This window comes from Citrobacter sp. Cpo090, from assembly GCF_030332665.1.
In the GTDB taxonomy this organism is placed as follows: Bacteria; Pseudomonadota; Gammaproteobacteria; order Enterobacterales; family Enterobacteriaceae; genus Citrobacter; species Citrobacter portucalensis.
Window position 1 is genome coordinate 59,326 of the sequence record NZ_JAOWHK010000022.1, and the last position, 12,618, is coordinate 71,943.

13 protein-coding genes and 2 pseudogenes are annotated in these 12,618 nt (G+C 44.3%); 13 read left to right on the forward strand and 2 right to left on the reverse strand.

Annotation, left to right across the window (positions count from 1 at the left end; all coding sequences use genetic code 11):
* Positions 1-137 precede the first annotated feature (137 nt).
* From OGY83_RS01610 to OGY83_RS01645, 8 genes and pseudogenes are all read left to right on the forward strand, one after another.
* Positions 138-551 (forward strand): KwaA family protein, encoded by a 414-nt coding sequence (locus OGY83_RS01610; protein WP_502873050.1) that lies wholly within the window; start codon positions 138-140, stop codon positions 549-551.
* Between the two features lie 2 nt (positions 552-553).
* Entirely contained in the window at positions 554-841 is a 288-nt protein-coding gene (locus OGY83_RS01615; RefSeq protein ID WP_286635045.1) for a hypothetical protein, read from the forward strand.
* 46 nt (positions 842-887) lie between these two features.
* A complete protein-coding gene (locus OGY83_RS01620) occupies positions 888-1,385 on the forward strand; it encodes a hypothetical protein (RefSeq protein ID WP_286635046.1) in 498 nt (165 codons plus the stop codon).
* Positions 1,386-1,425: 40 nt separating this feature from the next.
* Positions 1,426-2,658, forward strand: coding sequence for a phosphoadenosine phosphosulfate reductase (locus OGY83_RS01625; RefSeq protein ID WP_286635047.1), 1,233 nt, complete (start codon positions 1,426-1,428; stop codon positions 2,656-2,658).
* On the forward strand, positions 2,643-3,281 hold the full coding sequence (locus tag OGY83_RS01630) for an IbrB-like domain-containing protein (RefSeq protein WP_286635048.1): 639 nt from the start codon (positions 2,643-2,645) through the stop codon (positions 3,279-3,281). The genes OGY83_RS01625 and OGY83_RS01630 overlap by 16 nt, the downstream gene beginning before the upstream one ends.
* Before the next feature lie 78 nt (positions 3,282-3,359).
* A complete protein-coding gene (locus tag OGY83_RS01635; RefSeq protein ID WP_286635078.1) occupies positions 3,360-3,629 on the forward strand; it encodes a PerC family transcriptional regulator in 270 nt (89 codons plus the stop codon).
* A 20-nt stretch (positions 3,630-3,649) separates the two neighbouring features.
* Positions 3,650-4,294, forward strand: a pseudogene (locus tag OGY83_RS01640) (hypothetical protein).
* A 65-nt stretch (positions 4,295-4,359) separates the two neighbouring features.
* A complete protein-coding gene (locus tag OGY83_RS01645) occupies positions 4,360-4,683 on the forward strand; it encodes a hypothetical protein (RefSeq protein ID WP_001406298.1) in 324 nt (107 codons plus the stop codon).
* 455 nt (positions 4,684-5,138) lie between these two features.
* Here OGY83_RS01645 and OGY83_RS01650 read toward each other — a convergent pair whose 3' ends face one another.
* On the reverse strand, positions 5,139-6,347 hold the full coding sequence (locus OGY83_RS01650) for an IS256-like element ISEc39 family transposase (RefSeq protein ID WP_286635049.1): 1,209 nt from the start codon (positions 6,345-6,347) through the stop codon (positions 5,139-5,141).
* Positions 6,348-6,697: 350 nt separating this feature from the next.
* Positions 6,698-7,171: pseudogene (locus tag OGY83_RS01655) on the reverse strand (H-NS family histone-like protein).
* Positions 7,172-7,489: 318 nt separating this feature from the next.
* Here OGY83_RS01655 and OGY83_RS01660 point away from each other — a divergent pair.
* From OGY83_RS01660 to OGY83_RS01680, 5 genes are all read left to right on the forward strand, one after another.
* The gene (locus OGY83_RS01660; protein WP_286635050.1) at positions 7,490-8,227 is read left to right on the forward strand and encodes an outer membrane protein; all 738 of its coding nucleotides are present in this window, start codon (positions 7,490-7,492) and stop codon (positions 8,225-8,227) included.
* Positions 8,228-8,646: 419 nt separating this feature from the next.
* A complete protein-coding gene (locus tag OGY83_RS01665; protein ID WP_286635051.1) occupies positions 8,647-9,543 on the forward strand; it encodes a helix-turn-helix transcriptional regulator in 897 nt (298 codons plus the stop codon).
* A gap of 48 nt (positions 9,544-9,591) precedes the next feature.
* Complete coding sequence (locus tag OGY83_RS01670; RefSeq protein WP_286635052.1) at positions 9,592-10,671, forward strand: chemotaxis protein; 1,080 nt, start codon at positions 9,592-9,594, stop codon at positions 10,669-10,671.
* Between the two features lie 46 nt (positions 10,672-10,717).
* Positions 10,718-12,289 (forward strand): cobalamin adenosyltransferase, encoded by a 1,572-nt coding sequence (locus OGY83_RS01675; RefSeq protein ID WP_286635053.1) that lies wholly within the window; start codon positions 10,718-10,720, stop codon positions 12,287-12,289.
* Positions 12,286-12,552, forward strand: a complete 267-nt coding sequence (locus OGY83_RS01680; RefSeq protein WP_000766272.1) for a YkgJ family cysteine cluster protein — start codon at positions 12,286-12,288, stop codon at positions 12,550-12,552. Before OGY83_RS01675 ends, OGY83_RS01680 begins: the two co-directional genes overlap by 4 nt.
* Positions 12,553-12,618: the final 66 nt, after the last annotated feature.

Here is a 12,618-nt window from a genome sequence, read left to right on the forward strand (position 1 = left end):
ATATCCTTTTTAGATTGCTGCTTACATTCAATGCCACCTCTTTGTTGATAATCATATTTTTGGTGCAAAAGAAATATACGTTGTTTTACTTTTTTCAGCATGAACAGAGTTTATAGTGGTTAAGTGGTATTCCTCAGATAGGGTCGTATCTTTTTTATTTTTTAATACCAGTTGTTTTGACTAAAGTCAGCCTTGTGCTTAGTGCTGTGCTGGGAAAAGATGAGTTTAAAAAAGGTGAGGTAATTTCAGTTGAGCATGCGAATAACTCTTTTTTACCGAGTTATCTGGGGTACTTTTTTGTTGCCCTGAGTATAAATAACTGGGTGGCGTTGTTCTTTGTTTATGGAGTGCTGTTTATTTTTACATTTTTATCTCAGGCCTTATATTTCAATCCTTTGTTTCTTGTTTTCAGGTATGAGTTTTATAATATTAAGACAAAAACAGGAGCGTCGATTTTTCTTATCAGTCCTTATAGGTATAAAGTACCGCAAGATATTGTAGTGCCCATGGCTTTCAGGATTAATAACTATACCTTTATCGAAAGGAAATAAAAATGGATAATGTATTTGTTAAAGCAAAAGGTCTCAGGAAAAAACCATATTTTAAGATTGTCTCAGATCATACCCTTTTTGAAAGGGTTGATCTGTCAGTGTGTTCATTGGTTCCGTATGCACCGGATCATAATCTTGATGAAGATTCCTGGTTTAGTCTCAGTGAATTTAGTAAACGGGAATACTGCCCATCCTTTTTGAAAGATGAGTTTGATTCAAAAAATTATGATGAATTGCCTAAAAAATATTTTTCAAAGATAGCATTTATTTTTTTCATTTCAAAGTGGTGACTTTTATTTTCAGAAGGTAACACCATCATTATATCTCAAGAAAAAAATGATCGAACTTGGTGATAGAGCAAAGGTAGAGAGCGGGAAGAATCGTCTGGTTGTTAACCAGACCCCGGATGCAGTATATCTTGCTGCAAAAGATACGCTTATATTTAAATCCTTGTCAGCCATTTCTTCCATGTTTAATGGTATCGATACTCTTTATAAAGAGGCAACAGAACAGGATGTTGAACAGTTTCTGGGGGAGTCGTTTATTGTTCTCTCTGGTGAATATAAAGCATGTAATGTTTCAAAACCAAACAGAAAAAGAATAGCGTTAGCGATGGATACGTTAAACCAAATGGATGTAAGTGATAGGGGGAATATGCTAACTTATATAAATTATTATTGCTCTGAAAAATTAAAGTTTGATGATGGCACTGGCTGTTTCGAAATTTCTTGTGACGAAGAGCTTAAACTTTTGCTGTATGGAATCGAAGAGAGATATTATACAACTCGATTTGGTAATGAAAAAATATTGGCCAACTCGATACAAAAATTATGAATTGTTTTATATCAAGGGATGCAGATAATATTGTTCAGCAATGCATGATCATTTAATGACAGACAAAATTTGGCTTTGTACTAATGTTCTGCGCGCAGCAACCGCCCGCATTGAGTGGATTTTTGAAACATTTCCATCGGTCTGCCTGTCTTTTTCAGGTGGAAAGGATTCCACCGTGCTTTTCCATCTTGTGGCTGATGTGGCCCGCAGGAAAAAACGTCGTTTCTCTGTACTGTTCATTGACTGGGAGACTCAGTACCAGTGCACCATTGAACATATTCAGAAGATGCGGGAAATGTACCATGATGTGACGGAAACCTTTTACTGGGTGGCACTCCCCCTGACTACGGTAAACGGTGTCTCTCAGTTTCAGCCGGAGTGGATATGCTGGGAGCCAGGTGTGGAGTGGGTTCGCCAGGCACCTGAAGAGGCTATTACGGATATGGCGTATTTTCCCTTTTACCGGTATGCCATGACTTTTGAAGAATTTGTTCCGGCATTTTCTTCCTGGTTTGCCGGTAACCGGTGTGGAGTGGCAGTGCTGACTGGTGTCCGTGCGGATGAATCGCTCAATCGCTTTATGGGACTGGTGTCTCAGCGCAAACTGAGATATGCCGATGATAAACCATGGACCACGGCATCGCCTGAAGGGTTTTACTACACCATGTATCCGTTATATGACTGGAAAGCCCGCGATATCTGGATATATAACGCCAGAACCTGTGCCATCTACAATCCTCTGTATGACCTGATGTACCGTGCCGGCGTGCCGTTACGTAACATGCGTGTTTGTGAACCTTTTGGTCCTGAACAACGTAAGGGGCTGTGGCTTTACCATGTTCTGGAGCCGGAAACCTGGGCCAGGATGTGTGAGCGGGTGTCAGGGGCTGCCAGCGGGGCACTTTATGCCAATGAAAGCGGTGCCTATTTTGCCCTGCGTAAGCGCATATCAAAACCAGCCCATCATACCTGGCGCAGCTATGCGATGTTTCTGCTGGATGTGATGCCGGAAAGAACGGCAGAACATTACCGTAACAAAATAGCTGTCTACCTGCGCTGGTATCAGACGCGGGGCTTCCCGGATGACATCCCGGATGAACAGGAAAATGACCTGGGGAGCCGGGATATCCCGTCCTGGCGACGTATCTGTAAAACTCTCATAAAGAATGATTTCTGGTGCCGGAGCCTCTCCTTCAGTCCGAACAAACCCCGGCACTATGAACGTTATCTGCAGCGTATGAAAGAAAGGAGGAAGGAATGGGGGATTCTGTGACACCGGAGATACTGAGCAACATGATTCGTCAGTACTTCAGCCAGGAACGACCAGAAGAAGAGGCCATACAGGCTCTGAATCATCTGCGCAGGGTGCTTCATGAGGTCAGTCCATTTGCACAGGAGCCTGTGGACTGTGTGCTGTGGGTGAAAGCAGATGAGGTGGTGGCCAACGATTATAACCCCAATGTCATGGCGCCGGGTGAGAAGAAACTGCTGAAACATTCACTGGAGCAGGATGGGTTCACGCAGCCTGTGGTTGTCTCGGAAGAGAAGGAGCATTATCTGGTCGTGGATGGTTTTCATCGTCAATTACTGGGCAGGGAAGCAGGTACGGGAAAACGTCTGAAGGGCTGGCTTCCAGTGACCTGTATTAATCCGGAAAGAAAGGGACAGGCTTCACGTATTGCGGCGACCATTCGACATAACCGGGCCAGGGGCAAACATCAGATAACCTCAATGTCTGATATTGTCAGGGATCTTTCACGCCTGGGCTGGCCAGATGAACGCATTGGTACGGAGCTGGGTATGGACAAGGATGAAGTTCTCAGGCTGAAACAGATTAGCGGACTGACGGAATTGTTTCAGGAAGAGGATTTCAGCCCGGCATGGACGGTTCGCTGAGACCGTCAGATATGAGTATTATTTCAGTGAGTTGATGTTTTGAGCAGGAAAAAGAGTACCCCGGAAGTCGTGGAAGACATGGTTGCACAGAAGCTGGAGGCGGCGGGTTGCTGGCGCAGAGCTTCCGTCCGCTGGCTTTTTGTTATGGGAAATGTTGAATGTACAGAAGCACAACGGGAGTGGTTGTTGTTGCGCAGGAATTATTGCCTGGCGCAGATATCGTCCCCGCCGCTACCTGAAAAGCTGGATATCAGCGAGGTGGCGAAAGCTGCAGATGCCACGCTGAGGCGAATGGGGATTGCCAGTCCGTCCGGGGAGGTATTCAGAAAAGGTACACCGGTTTGTTGATATTCAGGTAACAGGTATTAATGATGAAGCAAGGAATGGCAAACAGTATATCAATGACATGGCAACTTTTATGCGATGAACATGGTTTTACCCGGGAGCACTACAATCAGCTGAAGAAGTTCAGCCCGGAGACATTACGTGAAATTATTGCTGAAATAGCCAGCTGTCATTCATCAACCAGTGTATTGCTCAGGAATAAGTGGCTGACACCGCCGGAGGATATTCTGGAGCAGATTACCCGTGAATACGAACGAAGAATACAAAACTGTCCATCGTTCAGGAGCGAGAAGGAAGCGGAATCCTGGTTAAATGAACTGTCTTTTGCTGTGATTGCTCCGCTATACCGTGTTGCCCCCGAACAAACAGAACAGGTTGAGTCCTTTGTTCTGCAGCTTATTGCCGAGCAGGAGCGGGTTTGGGAGCTTATTTTAACCAATGATGGTTATTCATGGCATTGCGCACTTTATGATATATTATTTCATCTGGTTTTACGAAATATGGAAGACCAGCCTGAACATCAGAGACAGCGAATAACAAAAATACTTAATGAATCCGATACAAGACGGGTTGCAGAAGATATTAAATTCCGGATTTAATATCTTCAGGATGAAGAACAAAAGAGAGTTTTAAGTGATCTGGTGAATGTCCTGACTTCAAAAAGATAAAACATGCCGGAGTAATATTTTCTATATATTAATAAAACCGGTGTGTATTACCATGAAGGAGATAGGTGAGTAATCGTTATTGGATGATCTCCTTCCATAAAAATACGCGTAATCTAACGGTTCGCTCTGTACCAAAAGAAGACATTGTTCACAATATCGAGTTAATCATTCGATCGTTGAATATTTCCATTGAAAAATTTCTCAGTATAGAATATACCAATGTTGAGGGTATTCCTCTTACATCTCGAAGGATAACTATCATGGGTCTTAAACCTGGTCCAAAACCAATTGCTAAGTCGACAGGAAAACCGGATCAACGCCGACGCGATAATAAAGATACTCCTGGCAATACTCCAGGACTAAAGCCAAGTAAGTCCACAGGTAAGTAAAAAAATAAGGGTATAAATAAGCATTTATACCCTGACTATATATCCAGTCCACTGAAGGTGTTTCAGCAGCCAGATGCTCGTTCTTTCTATATCATACGCCTTTACCCCGTACCCTTTCGCAAGCAAAGACTCTGGTAAATACTCGTCATATTTATCCAGATCCTTATCAGGAACAACTGTAGCAGGCTCAAATTCTGAAGGTGCAAAATGGCATCGGAATCGATCACGACCTGGCATGCTTCCGATCATTGATTGGCATCCTGCCAGTCGTATCGTTCCGGCAAACTCATATTGACGCATTTTTCAGGCGAGTCACTGGCAGCGCACGTCTGACGATGGTTGATTTATTTTGTTGTACAGGGGCGATCGCCAGGCAGGTGCCGGAGGTTAGCTCTGAAGTGCTGAGTCGGGTAATTGCGTGCCCCTGTAAATAATTCTGTGTAACTGCCGCCGTATTAAAGGTGCTCGCTAAGGCGGTCACCAAACTCGATAATAAAACGGCTCATTGCCAGCCGCCAGTTCTGGATTGGCATACTCCATTTTTTTGACGCCGACTGTATCGCCAGATAAATCACTTTTCGCACCGAGTCGTCCGTTGGGAACACCTTGCGCTTCTTTATCGCCTGCCGAATGACGCTGTTCAGCGATTCGATGGCATTCGTCGTGTAGATGGCCTTGCGGATATCCGGTGGGTAACCGAAGAAGGTGTTGAGATTTTCCCAGTGTGTGCGCCAGCTCTTGCTGATTTGCGGGTATTTTTCATCCCAGACGCCTGCAAACTTATCCAACGCCATCAACGCCGCTTCCTCTGTCGGGGCCTGATATACCGCTTTCAGCCCGCTGGTGACGGCTTTGTAATCCTTCCACGACACGAATTTCAGGCTGTTGCGCACCATATGGATGATGCAGAGCTGAATATGCGTCTGCGGGTACACGCTATTTATCGCTTCCGGGAAGCCTTTCAGGCCGTCCACGCAGGCAATCAGGATGTCCTGAAGGCCACGATTTTTCAGCTCAGTCAGTACACCCAGCCAGAACTTTGCACCTTCATTTTCTGCCAGCCACATACCCAGCAGCTCTTTCTGACCGTCGGTATTGATGCCCAGCGCGAGGAACACCGCTTTGTTAATGACACTCCCGCCGTGACGAACCTTAACCACAATACAGTCAAGATAAACAATGGGATACAGTGCATCCAACGGTCGATTTTGCCATTCAGAGACCTGTTCTTTAACCGCATCGGTCACTTTGGATATCAGCGTGGGCGAGACATCGGCGTCGTACATTTCTTTGAACGTGGCAACGATTTCCCGCGTAGTCATGCCTTTGGCATACAGGGACAAAATCTGGCTGTCCATCTGGGTGATGCGTGTCTGATGCTTCTTAATTAGTTGCGGTTCGAAGGTATTTTCACGGTCACGCGGCGTGTTAAGTTCGATCTCGCCATCATCGTACAATACCGTTTTTGACGAGTAGCCATTACGGGTATTAGAGCCTGATTTAGGAGCATTTTTCTCATGACCGAGATGGTCAGTCAGTTCTGCATTGAGCGCCGTTTTGACGGTAAGCTTTGTCAACATGCGTGAAAACTGGTTGAGGTCGGCTTCGGTTTTAAGGCCTTTGGCCAGTTCAGCCGCAAGGGCTTTAAGTTTCTTTTCGTCCATCGTTTGCCTGTCTCCGTTGTTGGAGTGAACATATCAAAAACAGGCAATTACACAATTTTAATTACAGTCTCAATTGCGTCAGGTCGTGAAGTACTGCCCCGGGAATGACTCCGGGCTGATTCAGATTCTGACCCGCTGTCTACTTGCATGGATACTGCTCTGGCTCATTTCCTGTCGTCAGTTTCCTCATGCCCGGCTGCGGGTTTTCGGACTGAATGATAATATCTGACGACAGGAGTCGCTCATCTATCGAAGGTAAATCTCCCTGAAAGTAATAGTTCTGGCAGGGGGAACAGAACTGTAATCATTGTACCGTAATTTGAGTTGGCTACCTTTGCTACATGAAAACTTTATTCACTTTGTTCATGTTGATTGGGGTTTTTAATGAGGAAAGTTTCCAGGGTACAATCTCCATTAACCTGTTTCCGCAAAGCAAGTGGTATTTTACCGTTACCAGACCACGTCCTGGTTTCGCCGTTCTCATCCTCAAAGATATATTTCGCTTTTCTCACACCGCCTTTGGGTTTTTGTTTGGTTTCCGTTGTCCCCGCAATAGCAGAAACTGGAACCAGGTATACTTCCGGGTCAAGCCCCAAAGAAGTAATGTATTAAACTGCCTGTTGGTATTTAGCTTCCAGTTCCTTACGTTCAGCCGCTTTTCGTTCAGCATCTTCACGGCGTTCTTCAATAACAGAGTTGAGCTTTTCCTGCATGTCGAGTAATTGCTCAAAATCAAGTTCGCGTACATACGTACGCAGTGAACGAATATTCGTCATTGTCCGACTGATGATGCTGTATTCTTCTTCTTTAGTCAGTTTGCACATAATTCTCCTCTCTTTTGCAATAAACGTGTTTTCTCTGGTGGGTTGATTACCCGGTCTTTTTTACTGTGTCTGACATTTTGTACTGTGGTGCAGTTGTAATGCAAACCTTCCGGGCTTTTGGGACACAGCATTTCAGTCCTGGCTCCATCATTACCATTTTGTTGATTCGAAACGAAAACCCTCATCAACATCGATCGATTTTACCGATCGATATGATCGCATCGATCGGTTGTAACCATTTTACCCTATCTTTTTCATGGTTTTAAAATAAGCAACCCTATCTGTCGGGTAGGGTAAGAACCAACGGAGATGATTGAAATGAAAAAGGTTATTGCGGTTTCAGCGCTTGCAATGGCAGGCATGTTTTCGGCTCAGGCTCTGGCTGATGAGAGCAAAACAGGCTTTTATGTGACCGGTAAAGTTGGTGCTTCTGTTATGTCACTTTCAGACCAACGTTTCGTTGATGGTGAAGGGGCGTGGGCGGATAAATACAAAGGCGGTGACAAAAGTGATACGGTTTTTGGCGCAGGCCTTGCGGTGGGATACGATTTTTATCAGTACTACAATGTGCCGGTGCGTACTGAAGTGGAGTTTTATGGTCGCGGTAACGCTGAATCAAAATATCGTCTGAGTTATTGGGAAAGTGCCGGTGGTGCCGAGTTTGATGATGCACAGAACAAGCTCAGTGTAAACACGCTGATGCTGAATGCGTATTATGATTTCAGAAACAGCAGTGCATTCACGCCATGGATATCTGCTGGTCTGGGTTATGCACGGGTTCATCATAAAACTTCGTACATATATACCGATAACAGCCCGGCAGGCAGTGAAGTTTATTCAGCTTCAGCGTCAAAATACGAAAACAACCTGGCATGGAGCCTGGGTGCCGGTGTTAAATACGATGTGACGCAGGATTTCAGCCTTGACCTCAGCTACCGGTATCTGGATGCAGGGGATTCCACTCTGACTTATAAAGATGAGGATGGTGCTAAATATAAATCCTCTGTTGATGTCAGAAGTAACGAGTTTATGTTAGGTGCAACATATAACTTCTGACAGCCATTTCTGCCTGCGCTTTGGAGCACAGTAAAGTGCAGGTATGACAAATCAATAACAGATATCCTGATGATATTCTCCCTCTGGCAACTAATAATTTCAGATGAATGAAATATAAATAGAGCAAAAATATTACTTTCGTTGATTTTTTACAGGGGGCAGGTAGCGCGCAGTATGGTTGTCAGTCTGTTAAATGAAAAAGGACTGTTGTTGGGATACGTTGTTTTTTGCCATATCAGCCCTTCCGGAAACAATAAACAGTATTACGAAGGAGGCCCCCGGACATCTGGTTTAAATTTTGAACATAATCAAATAAAAATCTGTTGCCGGAGGGCGTAGTTTTGTGGAACTGACAAATGATGTCAGGGGTATTTATATAATTCACTTACACAAGAGTAATACTACAGGTGCAGTGATTTATGGCTGACTCAACGAGAAATCGCTCAGCGGAGCGTTTGATTGATATCCTTGTTGAATTACAGAATTATGGCGTGGTCAGTCGCCATAATTTGATGAAAAAATACAATATCACTGAGCGAACAGCATATCGTGATCTGAATATGCTTTCTCCCTTTATTGAAGCCTGTGGCGATGGAAAATACCGGCTTATTTCAACAAGAGCAGGAAACCAGAGCAAAGAATCACTGCACAAATCTCTGGCCAGGTTACTGGATACTGATGCGATTTTTCCTGAGCGGGATGAAGGTTTCTGGCAGAAATTAGAAAACAGGGCAACCGAAGAGCATATTCGTGTTCAGTTTCATAACCCTGAGCACACCATCAGGGATGATTTAAGGAAATATCTTGGTGTTCTTGAAAAAGCGATCCGCAACAGTAATGTTTGTCAGATTACATATGCCGGTAAGACCAGAATCGTTCATCCTTATAAATTAACTAATCAGAGAAGTATATGGTATTTGCTGGCTACTGAAAAGAACAAGTTAAAGTCGTTTTCATTAGCTAAAATAAAATGGCTGGATATAAAAAAAGAAAAGTTTGCAAAGAGTGAGAAAATACAGTCACTGATAAGTGAGTCATGTGACCCGTGGGTGAGCGACAAAACATTTGATGTAGTGTTGTTCATTCACAGTAATATCGCCCATTATTTTTTGCGACGGGATTTACTTCCTTACCAGCAATTGCTACACAAACATGACAATGGCATTACGCTGTCATGCAAGGCTGCACATAAAAATCAAATTATCCCGTTGATTTTATACTGGCTACCGAATGTTGAAATTATTGAACCAGTATGGCTGAAAGAAGCCGTGTTAACAATGTTAGGAAAATATCTTACTGCTGAGAATGTTTCCTGAAATATTTCAGTTGACTGATGATAAAGCAATCTGTACAGGAGGAAAAGAATGGCGTTACCTTTTATTATTTTGGGTGTGGCTGCCGGCGCTGCGGCATTCGGCGGAAAAAAAGCTTACGATGGATATCAAAAAAAGTCAGAAGCAGAGGATATCCTCGAAAAAGCAAAAGAGCGTTACGAGGAGCATAAAGGAAAATTTGAGCAGGCTGAAGCTCAGACATCATCAAAATTAACAACGCTCGGAAATAAAGAGCTTGAGATTGGTAAAGATTTCAGTGAGTTCGACAGGATTGCTGCTGAGCTCCTGGCGCGTCTGGAAAAAGAGGGCAATAAAGACCTGAAACTGAGTGTCCCGCAACATAACATCAATAAGATTCATAACCTGGCCATTTCAGCAACAGAATATCTCAGTACGGTCGTTGCTGCCGGAGTTTCCGGGGCTGCTGCGGGTTTTGCTGTGTATAGCGGAGTGATGGCATTTGCTGCGGCTTCCACAGGTACACCCATTGCAGCGCTTTCTGGTGCCGCGGCTTATAACGCGACGATGGCGGCAATTGGTGGGGGCTCACTGGCTGCAGGGGGCATGGGAATGGCTGGTGGCGCAATGGTATTAGGCACTGCAGTGGCTGCACCGTTGATTGCCATTGCGGGCTGGGCTTACGACAGACATGCGACGAAAGCTCTTGAAAATGCCCATCAGTGTGCCTGCGATGTTGAACAGGCAGTTAAGAAAATGAATCTGGCCCGGGAGCATTTTGCAAAAGTTAATCAATACGTTGATGAAATTCTCGCTGCACTGAACAGAATGCATGCTGTATTTATTAAACACTATTTTGAGCCACTTAAATCCATGCATTCTGTTATTACAACACAACAGGATATCAGTGTATCAGATGATGTCATTGTGCTTATTGACCATGGATATTCACTGGCCGCTATTATGACGGATATTATTACAACACCACTGTTTAAACCGCGGAAACAGGAAAATGGTGAGGCAGTGATAAAAGATAACGTTATTGAAATGGAAACGGATGATAATGGAATGAACGTTATTAATAAGGATGAGCTGGATGATGTACTGGCCAGTTCGGTTGTGAAATTTGATGATTTTTCATCCCGGAGTTAATGATTTACCGGGCGTTAAAGCCCGGCTTTACAAGAAGTGAAATAACATGAATGTGGAAAAATTTGACTGGACAGAAGAGTTACATCAGACCATGGTGAAGAGCCTGGTTACATCATTCGGGCTGGATTTTCTGTTGTTAAATGATCGTAAGGGTGGTGATGTTGACACTATCCATAATGTGCGTAATGGCATTTATGCCACGGAGGTTGAGCGACAGCGGTATGAAGGTCGTGGCGACTATGATTCTCATCATTACCACAGCCATGAGAACTACATCGCGACGAACCGGAAAGGAAAGCGTGCACATCAGGCAGGGACTCTTACTGATGCATATACAGGCGAAGTGTTTGCTTCAGACGATAAAAAAAATCTGGATCATATTATTTCCGCTAAAGAAATTCATGATGATCCGGGGAGGATTCTTGCTGAACGGGATGGCGCAGAACTGGCAAATGATGCTTCAAATCTGGCATTCACTCATGAATCGCTCAATAAATCAAAGAAAGCAGATTCAATGGATGCGTTTATTTGCACACTGCAGAAAAACAGAGAAGATACGTTAAGGCAGATAGCAGAGCTTGAATCTCAGGCAACGCTGACAGAAAAGGAAAAGAAACGTCTGATAAGTCTGAGAAAAAAAGCTGATGCAGATACTGAGCGTATGGAAAGGGCTGATAAATATGCCCGGGAAAAATATGAGGCCACGATTAATCAGAGCTATTACCTGAGTAGTAAGTTTGCTACTGCTGTCGCCAGTGCTTCACTTAATTCCGGTTTTCGTATGGGGACGCGACAGATGCTGGGGCTTATTCTTGCCGAGATCTGGTTCGAACTGAGGGAACGAATCCCGCATATTATCAGGCAGCAACGGAACTCATTCAGCGCCGGCAAATGCCTGTCCGAAATAACGTCAGCATTACGTGTCTGCCAGAAACGAGTACAGGAAAAATTTAGTTCTTTTTTAATTGCCTTTAAAGATGGAGTCATCGGAGGGATACTGTCAGGTATTACCACAACGCTGTTAAATATATTCCTGACAACGGAAAAAATGATTGTCCGGCTTATCAGGGAAATGTGGAACAATCTCGTTCAGGCCTTTAAAATCCTGGTGTTTAACCCGGAGGGATTATCGCCGGGGCAGTTAGCCAAAGCGGTCACTAAACTGATAGCAGCAGGTGTGGCTGTTGCCGGAGGGGTGATGATAAATGAGGCGATGGCGCAGATCCTTATTTTTCCATTTGGTTCAGAGCTTGCTGCCTTTTGTGGTGCGCTGACGACAGGTATTCTCGGGCTGGTGATGAATTATTATCTCGAATACAGCGAGGTTATGCAGCGGGTGTGGGCATTTCTGGACAAATTTAAGGATAAGTTCCGGCGGTCACTGGAATACTTTCAGGCAGTCAATGCTGAACTTGATCGCTATCTTGTAGAACTTACTGCGCTGGAATTTTCTGTTGATGCTGCCGCGTTAAATCACTTTTCGCTTCATCTGGATAGCGTAAACAGTGAGATAGAGCGCGGACTTCTGCTGAGAGAAGAAGTCAGCCGACGAGGGATTGCGTTGCCGTTTGAGTCAGGAAATGTGGCTTCTGTTCGCGACTGGTTAAATAAGCGATGAAATTACACCCTCCATTTCCCTGTAACCAGTGTGGGGCCTGTTGTCGTCATGTCAACAGGGCTGGTGAAACGCAATGTCTGGATCGTGGTGACGGTATTTGCCGTCACTATCAGACTGATTCTCATCTGTGTGCAATTTATGATAAACGCCCACAGATTTGCCGGGTTGAAGACCAGTATTTACTGAATTATCAGTCTCAGTACAGCTGGCAGGAGTTTATTGCATTAAACCAGGCCGCCTGCCTTATTCTGAATAAACTGTAATACCATTAATGGCGGCGTCAGTACAGAAACTGAGAGAACATAAAGCAGTAAAATGTCATACCGTTC

What these genes read in the sequence shown, in the direction of transcription:
- OGY83_RS01615 (WP_286635045.1), top strand. Translation starts at nt 554, where the DNA reads ATGGATAATGTATTTGTTAAAGCAAAAGGTCTCAGGAAAAAACCATAT.
- OGY83_RS01620 (WP_286635046.1), top strand. Translation starts at nt 888, where the DNA reads ATGATCGAACTTGGTGATAGAGCAAAGGTAGAGAGCGGGAAGAATCGT.
- OGY83_RS01625 (WP_286635047.1), top strand. Translation starts at nt 1,426, where the DNA reads ATGCATGATCATTTAATGACAGACAAAATTTGGCTTTGTACTAATGTT.
- OGY83_RS01630 (WP_286635048.1), top strand. Translation starts at nt 2,643, where the DNA reads ATGGGGGATTCTGTGACACCGGAGATACTGAGCAACATGATTCGTCAG.
- OGY83_RS01635 (WP_286635078.1), top strand. Translation starts at nt 3,360, where the DNA reads ATGGTTGCACAGAAGCTGGAGGCGGCGGGTTGCTGGCGCAGAGCTTCC.
- OGY83_RS01650 (WP_286635049.1), bottom strand. Translation starts at nt 6,347, where the DNA reads ATGGACGAAAAGAAACTTAAAGCCCTTGCGGCTGAACTGGCCAAAGGC.
- OGY83_RS01660 (WP_286635050.1), top strand. Translation starts at nt 7,490, where the DNA reads ATGAAAAAGGTTATTGCGGTTTCAGCGCTTGCAATGGCAGGCATGTTT.
- OGY83_RS01665 (WP_286635051.1), top strand. Translation starts at nt 8,647, where the DNA reads ATGGCTGACTCAACGAGAAATCGCTCAGCGGAGCGTTTGATTGATATC.
- OGY83_RS01670 (WP_286635052.1), top strand. Translation starts at nt 9,592, where the DNA reads ATGGCGTTACCTTTTATTATTTTGGGTGTGGCTGCCGGCGCTGCGGCA.
- OGY83_RS01675 (WP_286635053.1), top strand. Translation starts at nt 10,718, where the DNA reads ATGAATGTGGAAAAATTTGACTGGACAGAAGAGTTACATCAGACCATG.
- OGY83_RS01680 (WP_000766272.1), top strand. Translation starts at nt 12,286, where the DNA reads ATGAAATTACACCCTCCATTTCCCTGTAACCAGTGTGGGGCCTGTTGT.